The organism is Brassicibacter mesophilus (assembly GCF_050433385.1).
GTDB lineage: Bacteria > Bacillota > Clostridia > Tissierellales > Proteiniboraceae > Brassicibacter > Brassicibacter mesophilus.
Genome location: NZ_JBNPXI010000017.1, coordinates 1 through 17,399, shown reverse-complemented (window position 1 = coordinate 17,399; position 17,399 = coordinate 1). Strand labels below are relative to the sequence as shown.

Annotated in this window: 20 protein-coding genes, 3 tRNA genes and 2 other annotated features; of the genes, 21 read left to right on the top strand and 2 right to left on the bottom strand. The window is 32.1% G+C overall.

The window, feature by feature from the left end; genetic code table 11:
- Window positions 1-174: 174 nt before the first annotated feature.
- Entirely contained in the window at window positions 175-1,110 is a 936-nt protein-coding gene (locus HNR33_RS15940) for a CPBP family glutamic-type intramembrane protease (protein WP_429085120.1), read from the top strand.
- 13 nt (window positions 1,111-1,123) lie between these two features.
- On the opposite strand, the gene HNR33_RS15935 is transcribed toward HNR33_RS15940, so the two are convergent.
- Window positions 1,124-1,279 carry a hypothetical protein gene (locus tag HNR33_RS15935; RefSeq protein ID WP_429085118.1) on the bottom strand — a complete coding sequence of 52 codons (156 nt, stop codon included), beginning with the start codon at window positions 1,277-1,279 and terminating at the stop codon, window positions 1,124-1,126.
- Window positions 1,280-1,661: 382 nt separating this feature from the next.
- On the opposite strand from HNR33_RS15935, the gene HNR33_RS15930 reads away from it, so the two are divergent.
- From HNR33_RS15930 to HNR33_RS15875, 12 genes are all read left to right on the top strand, one after another.
- The gene (locus HNR33_RS15930; protein WP_429085117.1) at window positions 1,662-2,150 is read left to right on the top strand and encodes an RNA polymerase sigma factor; all 489 of its coding nucleotides are present in this window, start codon (window positions 1,662-1,664) and stop codon (window positions 2,148-2,150) included.
- A complete protein-coding gene (locus HNR33_RS15925; RefSeq protein WP_429085116.1) occupies window positions 2,143-3,204 on the top strand; it encodes a hypothetical protein in 1,062 nt (353 codons plus the stop codon). Before HNR33_RS15930 ends, HNR33_RS15925 begins: the two co-directional genes overlap by 8 nt.
- Before the next feature lie 340 nt (window positions 3,205-3,544).
- On the top strand, window positions 3,545-3,751 hold the full coding sequence (locus HNR33_RS15920; protein ID WP_429085114.1) for an alpha/beta-type small acid-soluble spore protein: 207 nt from the start codon (window positions 3,545-3,547) through the stop codon (window positions 3,749-3,751).
- Window positions 3,752-3,864: 113 nt separating this feature from the next.
- Window positions 3,865-4,602 carry a class I SAM-dependent DNA methyltransferase gene (locus tag HNR33_RS15915; RefSeq protein WP_429085112.1) on the top strand — a complete coding sequence of 246 codons (738 nt, stop codon included), beginning with the start codon at window positions 3,865-3,867 and terminating at the stop codon, window positions 4,600-4,602.
- A gap of 142 nt (window positions 4,603-4,744) precedes the next feature.
- The gene (locus HNR33_RS15910) at window positions 4,745-4,945 is read left to right on the top strand and encodes a cold-shock protein (protein ID WP_429085110.1); all 201 of its coding nucleotides are present in this window, start codon (window positions 4,745-4,747) and stop codon (window positions 4,943-4,945) included.
- Between the two features lie 134 nt (window positions 4,946-5,079).
- The gene (hslO, locus tag HNR33_RS15905) at window positions 5,080-5,961 is read left to right on the top strand and encodes an Hsp33 family molecular chaperone HslO (protein WP_429085108.1); all 882 of its coding nucleotides are present in this window, start codon (window positions 5,080-5,082) and stop codon (window positions 5,959-5,961) included.
- A 131-nt stretch (window positions 5,962-6,092) separates the two neighbouring features.
- Window positions 6,093-6,168: transfer RNA gene (locus HNR33_RS15900), tRNA-Phe, on the top strand.
- Window positions 6,169-6,315: 147 nt separating this feature from the next.
- Window positions 6,316-6,390, top strand: a tRNA-Gly gene (locus HNR33_RS15895).
- Window positions 6,391-6,502: 112 nt separating this feature from the next.
- Window positions 6,503-6,577 (top strand) — tRNA-Cys (locus HNR33_RS15890).
- 76 nt (window positions 6,578-6,653) lie between these two features.
- Window positions 6,654-7,403 (top strand): DUF6873 family GME fold protein, encoded by a 750-nt coding sequence (locus tag HNR33_RS15885; protein ID WP_429085106.1) that lies wholly within the window; start codon window positions 6,654-6,656, stop codon window positions 7,401-7,403.
- A 72-nt stretch (window positions 7,404-7,475) separates the two neighbouring features.
- Complete coding sequence (ytxC, locus tag HNR33_RS15880; protein WP_429085104.1) at window positions 7,476-8,393, top strand: sporulation protein YtxC; 918 nt, start codon at window positions 7,476-7,478, stop codon at window positions 8,391-8,393.
- A gap of 121 nt (window positions 8,394-8,514) precedes the next feature.
- A complete protein-coding gene (locus HNR33_RS15875) occupies window positions 8,515-9,117 on the top strand; it encodes a DUF445 domain-containing protein (RefSeq protein ID WP_429085103.1) in 603 nt (200 codons plus the stop codon).
- Between the two features lie 34 nt (window positions 9,118-9,151).
- Here the strand turns inward: HNR33_RS15875 and HNR33_RS15870 are convergent, their stop codons facing one another.
- Window positions 9,152-10,723: an ATP-dependent metallopeptidase FtsH/Yme1/Tma family protein gene (locus HNR33_RS15870; RefSeq protein ID WP_429085101.1), complete on the bottom strand. Its 1,572-nt coding sequence runs from the start codon at window positions 10,721-10,723 to the stop codon at window positions 9,152-9,154.
- A gap of 210 nt (window positions 10,724-10,933) precedes the next feature.
- Here HNR33_RS15870 and pepV point away from each other — a divergent pair, with 210 nt between their 5' ends.
- From pepV to HNR33_RS15830, 8 genes are all read left to right on the top strand, one after another.
- Window positions 10,934-12,334 (top strand): dipeptidase PepV, encoded by a 1,401-nt coding sequence (pepV, locus tag HNR33_RS15865; RefSeq protein WP_429085099.1) that lies wholly within the window; start codon window positions 10,934-10,936, stop codon window positions 12,332-12,334.
- 92 nt (window positions 12,335-12,426) lie between these two features.
- Window positions 12,427-12,566 (top strand) — a sequence feature (ribosomal protein L20 leader region).
- Window positions 12,560-13,099 carry a translation initiation factor IF-3 gene (gene infC, locus HNR33_RS15860; RefSeq protein ID WP_429085276.1) on the top strand — a complete coding sequence of 180 codons (540 nt, stop codon included), beginning with the start codon at window positions 12,560-12,562 and terminating at the stop codon, window positions 13,097-13,099. It overlaps the preceding feature by 7 nt.
- Window positions 13,100-13,121: 22 nt before the next feature.
- Window positions 13,122-13,316: a 50S ribosomal protein L35 gene (gene rpmI, locus HNR33_RS15855; protein ID WP_429085097.1), complete on the top strand. Its 195-nt coding sequence runs from the start codon at window positions 13,122-13,124 to the stop codon at window positions 13,314-13,316.
- A gap of 27 nt (window positions 13,317-13,343) precedes the next feature.
- Complete coding sequence (gene rplT / locus HNR33_RS15850) at window positions 13,344-13,694, top strand: 50S ribosomal protein L20 (RefSeq protein WP_429085095.1); 351 nt, start codon at window positions 13,344-13,346, stop codon at window positions 13,692-13,694.
- 184 nt (window positions 13,695-13,878) lie between these two features.
- Window positions 13,879-15,234 carry a TrkH family potassium uptake protein gene (locus tag HNR33_RS15845; protein WP_429085093.1) on the top strand — a complete coding sequence of 452 codons (1,356 nt, stop codon included), beginning with the start codon at window positions 13,879-13,881 and terminating at the stop codon, window positions 15,232-15,234.
- Window positions 15,235-15,246: 12 nt separating this feature from the next.
- Entirely contained in the window at window positions 15,247-15,900 is a 654-nt protein-coding gene (locus HNR33_RS15840; protein WP_429085091.1) for a potassium channel family protein, read from the top strand.
- A gap of 9 nt (window positions 15,901-15,909) precedes the next feature.
- A complete protein-coding gene (rlmB, locus tag HNR33_RS15835; RefSeq protein WP_429085089.1) occupies window positions 15,910-16,716 on the top strand; it encodes a 23S rRNA (guanosine(2251)-2'-O)-methyltransferase RlmB in 807 nt (268 codons plus the stop codon).
- A gap of 87 nt (window positions 16,717-16,803) precedes the next feature.
- Entirely contained in the window at window positions 16,804-16,896 is a 93-nt protein-coding gene (locus HNR33_RS15830) for a YqzL family protein (RefSeq protein WP_429085087.1), read from the top strand.
- A gap of 11 nt (window positions 16,897-16,907) precedes the next feature.
- Window positions 16,908-17,125, top strand: a binding site (T-box leader).
- The last annotated feature ends 274 nt before the right edge of the window (window positions 17,126-17,399 follow it).

The window sequence follows — 17,399 nt, the reverse complement described above, 5'->3', positions numbered from 1 at the left end:
ATGATTATATACTAATATATATTAGCTTTTAGGTAAAAAAATACAACTATTATTAAGCAGTAACTTTGGAAATTAGTAATATAATAAGTAATTGAATAAATAAGATAAAAAAGATACAATAAAGTAGTAAATAAAAACATATATTTTGATAGTATGATAAATAGGGGGACATTTATGACTAGAACAGAATTACAACCTTCAGTTTTGGAGGCAAACTTTTTTTACCTTTTTATTGGATTAATATTACTCACACTAGGATCTTTAGCGCAAAGCAGAGAAATATACTCTGGGTTAATAATAACAGAGTATTTGATAATACTTTTACCTACAGTGGTTTACTTAAAACTGAGAGGTTATAGCTTGAAGAAAACTCTTAGGCTAAACAAGCTATCACTAAAGCAAATAGCCATGATTCCATTAATTGTTGTGTGTTCTTATCCAACAGGAGTATTTTTAAACTATATTATGATAACGATACTGAGTACTTTTAGCGAAATAAAGCAGAGTCCAGTACCTATACCACAGAATAGTTCAGAGTTACTAATTAGCTTAGTAGTTATTGCGTTATCCGCTGGTATTTGTGAAGAAATCATGTTTAGAGGATTTATTATGAATTCATACGAAAAGTTTGGAAAGAAGAAAGCAATAATTGTATCTGGTGTGCTTTTCGGGCTATTTCACTTGAATCTTCAAAATCTTTTGGGGCCAATGTTTCTAGGGATATTATTTGGCTATATTGTGTATAAAACAGATTCAATTTACTCATCTATAATTGCACACACAACTAATAATGCAATTGCTTTGTTTTTAGGTATTCTTGTTTTAAGGCTAAACATTGATCCTGAAGCTGTTTCACAGTCAGCTCAAACAATTCCACAGACATTCAGTCTAGCTGTTGGAGCTATCTTGGTAGGGATTTTTGCACTAGCCATGGGAGTCTTTGCCTTTTTGCTTTTAAGAGCATTGCCTAAGACTGAGAAAGATTTAGTACATGTTGAGGATACTATAGATAATGAAAATACACTATCGTTTCCAGTGATATCTGCAGTACCAATAGTATTATTCTTTATGTTATTTGCTTATATAGGATATAAAACCTTAACTATGTAAAAATCACCTGTTATTAGGTGGGCATATTAGGGAAGTTTGTACTTCCTTTTGGATTAGCACAGGATATTTCAATATCCTGTGCTTTTTCTGTTATCACAGCATCATGCCGATAAAGTTGTCGTGACTCCCCATTCTGAATGCGGTTGTAATCTGCTGCTATCACTCTCATTGCAAACATCTTGTATTTCTTTAATAAAACGCTGTTTGCACAGGTGCTTGATATGGGAAGTAAGGACGAGTTGTTAGGTCATTGGCCGCAAAAAACCTGTAACCACTACTTTGATTTGACAGGACGTATTAATGAGGAATATTGCGACTGTCCAGTTGACGCAAGCGGTTACACCTGCAAGGACATGGGTGTAATCAACCTGTAGAATGAAAAGGGGAAAAACGATGATGTGTTTAAGGTCTATGGCGTGAATACAATATCGAGTTGCTAAAAAATTAATGCTGTATTCACACCGTTTGCCGCCGAAAGGTGATATTTTTTAACTTTATTGTAGCTTTTTACATAGTTCAAGGGTATTCATATTGAAAGGAGGGCTTAGCTCATGGAACAACAATCATTACGTACGGATGATTGCATAGAAAATGTTGTAAAATTTTATTCAAATATGGTTTATCGCTTAGCATTCTCCCAGACGAGAAACAAAAGTGATGCAGATGATATATTTCAAGAAGTATTTATGCGATACATCAAAAAACAACCGCAGTTTGAAACAGAGGAACACCGAAAAGCATGGCTTATTCGAGTAACTATTAACTGCACGAAAAAGCTATGGGCATCATCTTGGCTAAAGAAAACAAAGCCATTAGATGAAACCATGACTTTCGAAACGCGGGAAGATACCAATTTACACTATGAACTTCAAAAATTACCAATTAAGTACAGAGTTGTTATTCACTTGTTTTACTATGAAGATTTAAGCATAGAAGAAATCAGTTCAGTTTTAAAACGAAAACCATCTACAATCAGAACGCAACTTACTCGTGCAAGGTATAAGTTAAAAGAGATTTTGAAGGAGGATTATAATGTTTAGAGAAAAATATCACCATATGAACGAGCAAATTTCTCCAAGTCCTAAAATTATCAGTGACGTTATATATTCATCAAATACAGAAAGAACAAATAAAAAAAATAATAAATCAATGTTTCGTAGACCTGTCGCAATATTGGCAATGTTGATGGTTTTTGTGTTTACCACAATACCTGTGCTGGCGGCAGCGGTACCTACGGTTTATGAGCTTATGTATTTTGTTTCACCAAGTATAGCACAGTTCTTTATGCCGGTTCAAAAATCTTGTGAAGATAATGGCATTAAAATGGAAGTAGTATCTGCTTATATTCATGATGATACGGCAGAAATTTATATCACAATGCAAGACCTTACAGAAAATCGTATTGATGAAACCACAGATTTGTATGACAGTTATTCTATTCACCGTCCATTTGACAGTTCGGCAACTTGCCAACGTGTTGGATATGACGATGCTACAAAAACTGTAACATTCCTTATTACGATAACTGAATGGGGTAACAATAAGATTGTAGGAGATAAAATAACTTTTTCAGTTAGAGAGTTTTTGAGTAATAAGCACGAGTACAACGATGTTTTCATTGCAGTTGACTTGTCAAGTCTGGAGAATACCCCGTTGGCAAAGAATACTGGTATAATTGGTGGCGGAGGTATCAATTTTGAAAAATATTTTCCCGATAACGCCAATTCTATAAAAGTCCTTGTTCCCTCTGAACCAATGGATTTTCCTATTGAGGGTATAGATTTTACAGGTATCGGCTATGTAAATGGCATGCTCCATATTCAGACATCTGTCACCAATCCCTTAACTAATGACAATCACGGTTTTATTTTTCTAAAAGACAAAAGTGGAAACGAAATTCAATGTGACTATAGTGTTTCATTTACTGAAACCTCGGATAGTGGTGAACGAGTAGATTATAGTGAATATGTGTTTGACATTCCACAAGCTGAAATAAGTGAATATCATTTGCAAGGAGATTTTGTCACAAGCGGTTTGTTTACACAAGGAAACTGGCAAGTAACTTTTCCTTTGTCAATATATGACAACAAATAACTTTTCTTCCATAAAGACGTAGACAAATACCCATAACTCTATCAAAGTGCCTATAATGCTCACCCTTTAAACAGGTGATTTTTAACAACTAAAAAGGACCTACTTGGGGGTCGTAGGTCCTTACTCATTGTTTAATATATATGATTAAATATATATTAAAGGGGGAGTGGGAAAGTAGTATTTTTTCAACATTTACTAGTTTAACACCTTAATTCTTATAAATCAAGTATAATATTTATTTTTTACATATTCTTAATAGATGTTTAAAATTGGTAACAAACATTAGTGAATGCATAATATTTTCCTTTTTTCACATAATAGTGAAGAAGGAGGCTAAGATATGAAAAACAGCAAGAATAAAAAAAAGAAAGTTCTAACACCAGACGATATAATGAAATATGAAATCGCTAAGGAATTAGGACTGATGGAAAAGATAGATGAATTTGGTTGGGGTGGTCTAACTGCAAAAGAATCAGGTAGGATAGGTGGAATTATGACTGTTCGCAAAAAAGCCAAAAAAAGAGAATCAGATAATAAGAGCATCTAACAATTATATATAAATTATGTTGCAACTCTTCATCTGTTGTACTAAAATTGTTTGTAGAAAACCTAGAAATGGATTAACAGAAATATTAGAAATTATTAGAAGTGAGGATTGTGATGAGCGCATATGAAGATTTTGCACAGTTTTATGATACTTTAATGTATGATGTTGATTACGCTAAATGGCATGAATATATTAATCAAGTATTAAATCGATATAATGTGTTTCCGCAAAAAGTGCTTGAAATGGCTTGTGGAACAGGCAACTTTACCAAGTATTTATGCGAAGATGGATATGAAGTAACTTGTTTTGATGCGTCTGATGATATGTTATCAGTTGCATTTGACAAGCTATCTATGTTTAAAAAGTTGAACATTCTAAGTCAGAATATGATTGATTTTGAGTTGAATGAGAAATTTGATTTAGTATTGTCCATTTGTGATAGTATAAATTACATAACTGATTATGAAGACTTAATTAATGTATTTACGAATGTGTATAAGCATCTTCAAGAGAATGGCGTTTTTATATTTGACGTTAACTCAGTATATAAACTTAAAGAGATAATAGGCAATAATACTTTTGTGGAAGATAGTGAAGAAGTTTTTTATGTATGGGAAAATGAGTTTGATGATAATAGCAATATATGTGAATTCTATATTTCTTTTTTTATAAAAGATAATGAAATGTATAGAAGATTTGATGAACAGCATTTTGAAAGGGCCTATACTTCAGAGCAGATTGTCTATGCTCTTAAAAAAGCAGGGTTTAATCAAATAGAAGAATATGAAGGTTTTTCTTTTGAAAAACCAAATACTAAAAGTGAGAGACTAGTTTTTATAGTAAGAAAATAATGCCTTAGTTTGAAAATGTATAATATGTTGATTCAGTGGGAATATTATTTGACAAGAGGAAATACATGTGATACACTTAGGTTGAGAGTGGATGTACATAGTTCATCTGCAAATTTATTTAGTATATGGAGGAATGTTTCAAATGGTTAAAGGAACAGTTAAGTGGTTTAATGCAACAAAAGGTTATGGATTTATCTCTACAGAAAATGGTGAAGATGTATTCGTACACTATTCAGCAATCGTTACTGATGGATTCAAAACATTAGATGAGGGACAAAGCGTTGAATTTGAAATAGTAACAGGAGAAAAAGGACCTCAAGCTACAAACGTTACAAAACTATAATTCTGATAATAACAAACTTTATATATAGTTTTGACAGTAGCAAGCCCCGTTTATCGGGGCTTTAAATATTTTTTGTTTAAAAATGAGTTTTTGTTGTAAAATAGATATACAACGACTATCTATGGAGGGGAACTATGAAAGACTATATAATTAGAGCTACTGACAAGAGTGCAAATATTAGAGTTTTTATTGCAAAGACTACTAGCTTAGTTGAAGAAGCTAGGAAAATTCATAATACAACACCTACGGCTACAGCTGCTTTAGGAAGAACTTTGACAGCTACTGTGATTATGGGGAATATGTTAAAAAATGAAAATGAAAGCGTTTCTGTTCAGTTTAAAAGTGATGGACCACTGAAGACTATACTTGCTGTATCAAATAATAAAGGTGAAGTAAAAGGATACATAGGTGACCCAACGATTGACTTGCCACTTAAGTCAAATGGGAAGCTAGATGTAGGTAATGCAGTAGGAACTAATGGTAAGTTAATCGTGATAAGGGACCTAGGATTAAGAGAGCCGTATATAGGTCAATCAAATTTAGTAACCGGGGAGATTGCAGAAGATTTAACTCACTATTTTGCCTATTCTGAGCAGCAGCCTTCTGCTGTAGCTCTTGGAGTTATTGTAGATAAAGATTTAAGTGTTAAAGCATCAGGTGGCTTTATAATTCAGGTATTACCAGAAGCAGACGAAGAAGTAATTAAAAAATTAGAAAATAAACTTAGTAATGTTGAGCCAATTTCACAATTAATAGATAGAGGATATGCTCCTGAAGAAATATTGCAGCATATTTTTAGTGATTTTGAAATGGACATTAAAGACAAGTCAGATGCTAATTATAGGTGTGACTGTTCTTTAGAAAGGATAGAAAGAGCGTTGATAAGTATTGGTAAAGATGAATTGACAAAAATAATTGAAGAAGACGGCAAGGCTGAGTTGTCATGTCATTTTTGTAATAAAAAATATCAATTTGATAAGCAACAGCTGACTAGTTTATTGGAAGAAATTAATTAATAGTCTTTAAAGGTATTGGACACATAGGCATCCAATACCTTTCATAATAATTTACTAATTTATTATGAAAATGTATTGACTTTGTAATGAAAATAATGTATACTAAGTTTTGTCGTTAAGACAGTTGATTAGCCCAGATAGCTCAGTCGGTAGAGCAGGGGACTGAAAATCCCCGTGTCGGTGGTTCGATTCCGCCTCTGGGCACCACTTATATATAATAAGTAAACTTTGCGGAAGTGGCTCAGTGGTATAAGCAGAGAGCCAAAACGAGCTTTTGGTTTTGTGCGAATCGCTTAGTGGGTAATTTAGTGGTTACTGTAGATTGAAAGTGGTAGTAGAAAGTAAATAAACTTTGCGGAAGTGGCTCAGTGGTAGAGCATCGCCTTGCCAAGGCGAGGGTCGCGAGTTCGAATCTCGTCTTCCGCTCCACATGCATTTTTGATGCAGAGAGCCAAAATCACGCTTTTGATTTTGTGCGAATCGCTTAGTTGGGATGGTTGTTTATAAGTTAATAGCTTTTAAATAGTACTAAAATTTATATGGCGGCATAGCCAAGTGGTAAGGCAGAGGTCTGCAAAACCTTTATTCCCCAGTTCAAATCTGGGTGTCGCCTCCATAATAGTAGAAAGTCTTCTTGATTAAAGAAGGCTTTTTTGTTTTTTTAAAATTGATTATAAAATAGAGGTGGAAAAATGAATAACCTAAATCCTTTTATTCCTTTAAATAGAGCTGGTGTGGCAATTGTAGATGGTAGGGTGTCTCAAGAAATAATTGATAACTTAAAGAAACAAGAAGTAGACGTTATTTTGACGTGTAAATGCGATGATCTTTATGAAGCTATTTCATATCATCCTGATATTGTTATGCATCCTATAAATAGAAATACTATAGTTGTAGCACCTAATGTTTATGATTATTATAGCGATAATCTAAGCCAAAGGGGTATAAAGCTAATTAAAGGTGAGAAGAAACTTGAACGTAACTATCCCGATAATATTGCATATAATGTAGCAAGAGTTTCGAGTTATGCCTTACATAACTTTAAATATACAGATGAAAAACTTAAGTTTTATTTAAGGAAGGAAGGCTTGGAGTTTATTGATGTAAAACAAGGATATACAAAATGTTCAATATCAATTGTTGGTAATAATGCATTGATTACTTCAGATACTTCAATTTATAAAGCGTGCACAAAATTAAATGTTGATGTTCTTTTTATTAGAAATGGTTATATAAAGCTTCCTGGACTAGATTACGGATTTATTGGTGGAGCTACGGGATTGATCTCAGAGAGAAAATTACTATTTTCAGGAAATATTGACAATCATCCTGATAGCAAACATATTAAATTTTTTTTGGAAAAATATGATGTTTTACCAATTATGCTAAGTAGCAAAGAAATAATTGATATTGGCTCAATTATTCCTTTGACATACAATTAATGTATCTATCTACAACGAATATAGCATTATTTAAAACATATACTACTAATACAATAGAAAGGAGTGAAAATTGTGGACTTATTGTCTATAGCAACAAAAAGCAGAAATGACAACATTATTTCAATGTTAGATGGATATTTAGACCTCTTTAAGAAAGAGGATTTATATATAGATAGAAGTTCTTACTTATTAGGTGATACATTTTTTATTGACTATGAGTTAAATGAAAAGACAAGCAAGGGTTACGATAATGTGACTAATATATTTAAGCATTACATCGCTAATGGCATAGCTGATTTGATACTGGGAGTATATCAAAATCAAATAATAGATAGAATACTAGCTACTAAATATTCCTATTTTGATAAGGTTGAAAGAGAAAAAATAAAGGCAAATACGACTGATTACTTAAAGAAAAATGAATATATTACAACTGAAGGTATTATTTATAAGATAAGCAAAAAAGCTAGAATATTAAAAATTGTTTTAGAGTTCTTAGACTTTAATAATGAAATAAACATTGAAGGATTCATTAAATTTAGGCTACGTTTCTATATTGATACTATCGAAGACGCAATTGACAAAAATATAGAAGATTTTTTAGTTGAAAGAGAATTTAAAGAATTCATTAAGATATTACAATACTTTGTTGAGATTCAGGAACCAAAGATTGATGTTGTAAATGTACTGCTTAAAGATAAAAAATATGAGCTTCTAGATGGCAAAAATACAGTAATAAACAATGACTTTCTTGAAGAGATTGCCGATGAGCTTTCTGATATAGATATTAATTATGATGATTTGTTAATTAGTTCACTTATAACAATAGCTCCAAGAAAAATAATTATTCATGTAGATGAATCTAGCTATAGAAATGATATAATAGATATTATTAAGAATGTGTTTTCGAATAAAGTTACTATATGTAATGGATGTAAGCTATGTGGCTTTGACACTAATATTAAGGGGCATTTAAATGAAGAAAAATAGTCAAAAAACTTCCAAATGATAATTACTTTGGAAGTTTTTTTATATCGTATCTTTTAATTGTTTTAGGTTATATAAAAATATGCTATAATTATTTAGCAGTATATATAATAGGAGTGATACTATGATAGCATTAAAGGTTGTAGTACTGGCAATAGTAGGAGCGCTTATTGGGTGGCTTACAAATATTATTGCAATTAAATTGATTTTTAGGCCATTAAATCCAATTACCATTCCTGTGATTAACCTTAGTATACAAGGGTTAATACCTAAACGGAGAGAGGAAATGGCTAAGAGTATTGGAGATGTAATAGAAGATGAGCTATTATCGATGCATGAAATAATAAATAAGCTTATTAAGGAAGAAAACATATCTCAAATTAAATTTATGCTAAAAAGAAAAATTAATGATATAGTGAGTGAAAAACTTCCATCTATTATACCAAGTACATTTAAAAATATGATTTACTCTTATATAGATGACTTGGTTGAAAATGAAGGTGAAAATATAATCAAAGATTTATCTGAAAAGATTGTAGATAAAGCCACAGAGGAAATAAGTCTCTCGGAAATAGTGCAAGAGAAAATTAATTCATTTGAATTAGATAAGATAGAAAAAATTGTTATATCAGTTGCTAAGAAGGAGCTTAAGCATATAGAGGTATTAGGTGGAATATTGGGTTTTATTATAGGATTGTTACAAGGGCTAATAGTAATACTTTTATAAAAATATGTTTTAGACATAATAAATATGCCACTATTTAAGTGGCATAAATTTCAGATAAGCTATATTCTTTTAATATGTTGTCTAATTCATCGCCAGATAATGTTTCTTTCTGTAGTAGATAATCCGCTATTCTAGAGAGCATTATCTGGTTTTCTTCTATGATTTTTAAAGTATCATTGAAACAATCATTTATTATTTTTTTAACTTCACTATCAATTTGGTTAAAGCTATATTTTATATACTGATCCTTTATAGCTATATTTCCAATGGAACTCATGCCAAAGTTACAGACCATTTCTTGCGCTATCTCAGTAGCTTTTATCAAATCATCTTTTGCCCCTGTAGTAACTTCACGAAAAACTATTTGCTCAGCTGCTCTACCGGCGAGTAGTACTTTAATTTTATTTAATAATTCATTTTTAGTTAGAAGATATCTTTCTTCATCAGGCAGTTTTAGTACATATCCAAGAGCTTGCCCCCGAGGAACAATAGAGATTTTTTGGATCATGTCAACATTTAAAAGTTTACCTACAAGAGCGTGACCTGCTTCATGGCTGGCTACTATAGTTTTTTCTTTTACAAGTACTGAAGGATGTTTTATCTCTAAACCTGCAATTACTCTTTCTATAGCGGCATTGAAATCGGTAATATCAATACGCCTTTTATTATGTCTAACTGCAATTATAGCAGCTTCATTAGCTATATTCGCAAGCTGTGCTCCAGAAAATCCATGTGTTTTTTTTGCAAGCTCCTCTATATTTACGTTATTATCTATAGGTTTATCTTTAGTATGGACTCCTAAAATCTCTTTTCTAGCTTTAATATTAGGATTGCCAACATATATATGCCTGTCAAATCTCCCTGGTCTCAATAGAGCTTCGTCTAGCAAATCTAGTCTATTTGTTGCTCCTATTACAATAACAGTATGACTTTTATAAAAGCCATCCATTTCAACAAGCAGTTGATTTAGTGTTTGGTCTTTTTCATTATTGCTATCGGAATTTCTCTTTGAGCCTATTGCATCAATTTCATCAATAAAAATAATACTAGGAGCTTCTTTTTTTGCTTTCTCAAATAATGTTCGTATTCGTTTGGCACCTACACCTACATATTTTTCAACAAACTCGGAGCCACTAGCATACATGAAACCAGATTTTGTTTCGCCTGCCACTGCTTTAGCTAGTAAAGTTTTTCCTGTACCTGGAGGTCCATAAAAGAGAATGCCCCTTGGTATTTTTGCTCCCATTTTTCTGTATTTATCTGAGTTGTTTATAAAGTCAATAATCTCCTGTAGCTCTTCTTTAATTTCATCTAGACCTGCAACATCATTAAATGATATATCAGGTTTATTATTGTCATTTGGGGTCTCATCTATCTTCTTCTTTTCACTACTTATAGATGCTGGAACTAAAGATGGACTTGTATCTAGCTTTATATAATAAATAAGCAGCCCGACAGTTACAATCCAGATTATGAATCTATCCCCAGTAGCAAAATTTCTAAACTTAATAGTTTCAAAATACTTGTCATAAAATAGTAACGTTGAAAAGATAATGCTTAATAACGTAACGTAGAAAACAATTTTCTTTTTTAAGATGCCAATCACCCTCTTTTACTGTAGTGAATAAATTGATATATTATTCATAAGAATATTTAGTCTACTAAAGTAGTATGTTATTATTAGTTTAACCAACGAATTACTTTATATAAGAATCAACTCTATAACATATATAGGAAATTTTTGCATTTTTTTAAATAGAGTTGTAAGTTATTTTAGGAAGCTTTTAAAAGTAAAAATAATAAAGGAGGCCATAAAATGGTACTGGGCAAGCTAATTGAAAGCTATAAAAATGATATTATCAGAAAAACGCAGGATATTGTCAAGATTAGAAGTGTCGAAGACGAAGCAAAGGATGGAATGCCGTATGGAGAAGGTGTAAATGAAGCCTTAGAGTATGCTCTTAGACTATCATCAGAGTTAGGTTTTAATGTAGAAAATTTTGATGGATATGCTGGACATGCAGAGATAGGTAGTGGAGATGAAACAGTAGGTGTACTAGTCCATCTTGATGTTGTACCAGAAGGAGAAGGTTGGTCTTATCCACCCTATGCGGCAGAAATACATGATGATAAAATATTTGGTAGAGGCACTATAGATGATAAAGGCCCAGCTATAGCTATACTTTATGCAATGAAGGCAATAAAAGAGTCGGGATTAAATATTAATAAAAAGATTAGAATAATTTTTGGAACTAACGAAGAAACTGAATGGGGTGGAATTACATATTATTTAAAGAAACAAAATGCACCTGATATTGCTTTTACTCCAGATGCGGATTTTCCAGTAATACATGGAGAAAAAGGAATTATAGTTTTTGATTTGGCAAAAGATGTTGATAAAATGTGTAGTGAAAATGTAAAAATCAAGAGTATAAGTGGTGGTAATAGACCTAACATGGTTCCCGATTCATGCACAGCAATTTTAAGTGTAAATACTAAATATAGAAGTGATTTCATCAAAAAGTTTGAGGACTTTATAAAAGAAGCTAGATATAAAATCCAATTAGTTGATAATGGTGAAGATATAATTTTGAAATCTCAGGGAGTATCAGCTCATGGAAGTACGCCACAATCTGGACAAAATGCGATATCACAGCTTATTGTACTATTAGCAAAAATAATAGATTGTGATTGTGATATATGCAGCTTCATCAAAGCGTACAACAAAAAGATAGGTATGGATTATAATGGACAGTCAATAGGGTGTGGATTTGAAGATGATATATCAGGTAAGTTAGTTTTTAATGTAGGAATGATTAATGTTGACTCAGCTGAGGCGAAGGTTACTGTTAACATAAGATATCCAATTAAATATGCTGGACAGCAAGTGTATGACGGCATAAGAGCAGAATTGAAAGGAACCGGTATTGAAGTTATAGAAGGTGAAGATATGAAACCTTTATATGTTTCAAAAGACCATGAATTGGTTCAAACTTTGATGAAGGTATATAGAGAGGAAACTGGAGATTTAAGTAGTGAACCAATTACTATTGGTGGTGGGACATATGCAAGGTCTATGAAAAATGCAGTAGCATTTGGCCCTTTATTTCCAGGACAAGTGGAACTAGCTCATCAGAAGGATGAATGCATATCTATAAACGACTTAATAAATATTTCCAAAATATACGCTAAGGCGTTATATGAATTGACAAAATAGTTTAAACTAAAACAAAAAATAAAAAAAGTTTTATATTTCTATTGACAAGATTAATTTGTTAACATATACTATATTAGTAATTGACATTATGAAAAATAAAGTAGAAGTATCCGCTTCTCACCTTATAGCTATGCTCATAAGGTTAATAATTTTGTGTTATTGGGTGTTAGTGAACCTTTTATTGTTATGCAAAGGAGCGGATAGTTTATTCTATCTGCTTTTTTTATTTATAATATAATAATCAGGAGGTGTCCTAATATTAAAGAACTTCAAATTAACGAAGAAATTAGGGATAAAGAAGTAAGATTAATTGATGTTGATGGAGAACAGCTTGGTATCGTTTCGTCAAAAAGAGCTCAAGAGATAGCGGACGAAAAGAAATTAGACTTGGTTAAAATAGCTCCAAATGCTAAACCGCCAGTTTGTCGTATTATGGACTTTGGAAAGTATAAATACGAGTTGGCGAAAAAGGAAAAAGAAGCTAGAAAAAACCAAAAAGTAATTAACATTAAAGAAATCAGAATGACACCAAGTATAGAGGATAACGACCTAAACGTTAAGGCAAAAAAAGCGTCTCAATTTTTAAAAGATGGAGACAAGGTAAAAGTTTCAGTAAGATTTAGAGGAAGAGAAATGGGCCATACGGATATAGGTAGAGAGGTACTTGTTAGATTTGCTGAATTGACTTCAGAGTATGGAGTTATAGATAAACAACCTAAGCTTGAAGGTAGAAACATGGTAATGTTTTTAAACCCAAAAAACTAATTATCTGGAAGGAGGAAACATCATGCCAAAAATGAAAACTCATAGAGGAGCAGCAAAAAGATTTAAAAAGACAGGAACAGGAAAACTTAAGAGAAACAAAGCATATAAAAGCCACTTAACTGGAAAGAAGTCAGCTAAGAGAGTAAGAACCCTAAGAAAAGCTACTGTTGTAAGCAGTGGTGACGAGAAGAGAATAAGCACATTATTACCATATTAATATAGATGATCGAGGAGGAACGATGAAATGGCTAGAGTGAAAAAGGCTTTAAATGCGAGAAAAAAACATAAAAAAATATTAAAACTTGCCAAAGGTTACTATGGAGCTAAAAGTAAGTTATATAGACCAGCAAATCAAGCTGTAATGAAGTCATTACAATATGCTTACGTAGGTCGTAAATTAAGAAAAAGAGATTTTAGAAGATTATGGATTACTAGAATAAATGCTGCAGCTAGATTAAATGGAATGTCATACAGTACATTTATTAATGGACTTAAAAATGCGAACATAGAAATTAATAGAAAAATGTTAGCTGAAATGGCAATCCATGATGCTCAAGGATTTGCTAAATTAGTTGAGATTGCAAAAAACGCATAAAAATAAAAGTTCCGATTTCGGAGCTTTTATTTTTACTATTTTTACTTACATAAATTATAATGGAATAAAATAAAGGCTTGTGGAGAGTAATTTTGACCAAAATGCTCTAACTTTCAATCTAGTGAATAAAGTGATATAATGGTAAAATAATATACATTAAAGACATTTTTATTGTTAGGGGATGATGGATATAAATCTTTCAAATAGAATTAACGAGCTGAAGCTAAATCCAGCTCAGGTACTAGTTTTGGGCTTTGCAGGACTAATATTAATTGGTGCTACATTGTTGAATCTACCCTTAGCTTCTATTGACGGTAAGAGCATAGGTTTTATAGATGCACTTTTTACTTCAGCTTCAGCAGTATGTGTTACTGGACTTGTTGTTGTAAATACAGCTGCTCATTGGACTATTTTTGGGAAAATAATCATATTAGTTTTAATTCAAATATGTGGATTAGGATTTATGACTATGGCAACACTTGTTGCGCTGCTTTTGGGTAAAAAGATAACTCTTAAAGAAAGGCTTATAATGCAAGAAGAGCTTAATCAATTTACATTATCAGGGCTTGTTAAGCTTACTAGATATGTTATTATATCTACATTAATCATTGAAGGTGTAGGTGCAGTTTTTCTTGCTACAAGGTTTATTCCTACATATGGCCCTTTGAAAGGTGCTTGGTTTTCTTTGTTTCACTCTATTTCAGCTTTTTGTAATGCTGGTTTTGATTTGACTGGTGAAAGTATTATGCCATTTGTCAGTGATACAATAGTGAACTTTACCATAGGCCTTCTGGTCATTATTGGAGGGCTTGGATATACTGTATACATAGATTTAACAGTAAATAGAAGTATTCGTAAATGTTCATTGCATACAAAGCTTGTATTATTTATTACAATAGCTTTATTACTATTAGGGTTTATTTTCATATTTGCAGTTGAATATAATAATCCTGACACACTTGGGAACCTATCATTTGGTGGTAAAATACTTGCTTCTGTGTTTCAATCTATAGTTCCTAGAACAGCAGGATTTAACAGCATAGACATGGCTTCAGTTACTAATGCAACAGCTTTTCTGATCATAATCTTTATGTTTATTGGCGGGTCACCTGGTTCTACTGCTGGAGGTATAAAAACAACAACTTTTGGAGCCATTATATTGGGAATAATATCAGTATTAAAGGGTAATGATGATGTAGAGATATATAAAAAAAGAATCCCACACTTATTAATATATAGAGCACTTGCAATTACAGGAATAGGATTACTTTTAGTCATCTTTGTAACTATGGTTTTAACGATTACTGAAAGTGGATATAGCTTTATGGATGTCTTGTTTGAAACAACATCTGCTTTTGGAACTGTTGGATTAAGTCGAGGACTAACTCCTAATTTATCTACCATAGGTAGACTTATTATAACACTAACTATGTTTGCAGGAAGAGTTGGACCATTAACAATGGTATTTGCACTCGCTAAGAAGCAGAAAGAGAATAAAGGAAAATATAGATATCCAGAGGAAAGGATTCTAGTAGGATAGGAAGGTGAAACTATGAAACAATTTGTTGTTATTGGCTGTGGACGATTTGGTACTAGTGTTGCCAAGACTCTTTACAGTCAAGGATTTGATGTTTTAGCAATTGATAAAGACCCAGAGATTATACAAGAAATATCAGATTCTGTTACGCATGCTGTTCAAGCGGATGGAATTGATGAAAATACTCTAAAATCTTTAGGATTAAGGAATTTTGACGTAGCGGTAATTAGTATAGGGTCTGACTTACAGGCGTCTATTATGGCTACGCTAATAGCTAAAGAGCTTGGGGTGCAAACAGTTATTGCAAAAGCTCAGAATGATATACATGGCAAAGTACTATATAAGATTGGAGCAGATAGAGTTGTGTTCCCTGAGAGAGATATGGGTGTAAGAGTCGCTCATAATCTAGTTTCATCTAATATACTAGATTACGTTGAATTATCTCCAGACTATAGTATTGTGGAGATTTCAGCTATAGAGGAATGGGAAGGGAAGACTCTTAAAGAACTTAGATTGCCTACTAGATATGGTGTTAATGTTATGGCAATAAAACAGGGAAAAGATATAAATATATCCCCATACGCAGATGATGTTATTAATCATGGCGACATACTTATTGTAATAGGCAATATCGAGCAATTGGCTACACTTGAAAGAAAAGCTGATTGAGGTGTGCATATGGATGAAACAATAACAAGTCCATCTAATCAAATAATTAAAGATGCAAAATCTTTACATAAAAAAAGATTTAGGTGGGATAAGAGACGCTTTTTTATTGAAGGTGTCCGAGCGGTTGAAGAAAGTATTATTTCAAAGGCAGAAATAGACTATGTTTTGCATTCAGATATGCTTTTTAGTGTTAAAGGTGGAGATAAATTATTTGACCAGATTAAACTGCTACAATGCAGGTCATATCATATTTCAGATAAATTGTTTCAAGAAATAACTGACACTGAAAGTCCGCAGGGCGTTTTTGCATCAGTCAAATTTAATATTCATGATATAGAGAGCGTATTAGCAGATAAAGGTAATTTTTTTATATTACTTGATAGAGTACAAGATCCTGGGAATCTAGGGACTATTATAAGAACTGCAGATGCATTTGGTTCAAATGGAATAATTGTAACTAATGGTTGTGTAGATGTATTTAACCCTAAAACTATACGTTCAACCATGGGATCCATTTTTCATACTCCTCTGCTATATTATAATGAAATAAATGATGCTATAAAAGATCTTAAGAATAGAGGAATACAGATAATGTCTACTTCGTTAGATTCAAGCAATTATTGTTATGATATCGATTTCAAGACAAATTTTGCTTTAGTCATAGGTAATGAAGCTTCTGGTGTTTCTGAAAGTATCATCAATGCTTCTGATTGCTTAATAAAGATTCCAATGCAAGGTAAAGCAGAATCTTTAAATGTAGCGATAGCATCAGCCGTTATAATGTACGAAGTGTTAAGACAAAGGCAGAATATTTAGACAAATCCGAATTTAGTTTACATATTCCTTGTATTTTAAAATACCTCATGCTATAATTAAGTAAATAGCCTTAAAGGGGTGTTTTGAATGATGATAAATGCCGAGTTTTTTTGGAAAATGTTTGAATTGACAGGTTCAGTTAACGCGTATCTGATGTATAAGAAACTGATTATAAATTAAAAACTCAATATATAAAAGTTATGATGGAGAAAAGTATGTAAGAGAATACCTGAAGAGAGGGAGTGTCATAGGCTGGGAACACTTCTAGGTTGAAAGTTACTGAAGTTCACTCTTGAACTGCTAAGTTGAAATAGTAGTAGACTTAAGCCGGCATTGTCGTTAACATAATTAAGAGATTTGATTTGATCAAATTATTAGGGTGGTACCGCGGATTGCCTTCGTCCCTTCATGAGACGAAGGTTTTTTTATTGTATAAAAATAGACTTAGTCCAGCTAAGAAATGTCAATAGTTAAATCTAAAAATATTTGATATTTCTTCAAGTTAAAAAAGGGTAACATCAATAAGCCTTTTGAGAGTATCTCAAAAAACGGAAAGCAGGCTATGGATTTACTTTATGCAGCTTTATTGCATTTAGCTTTTAAGTAATTCTTTTGATGTTCTTCTGGTGTGATGATTGTAAATTCTTTTTCATCACGAAGTATTGCAAATACAATGTTACAGA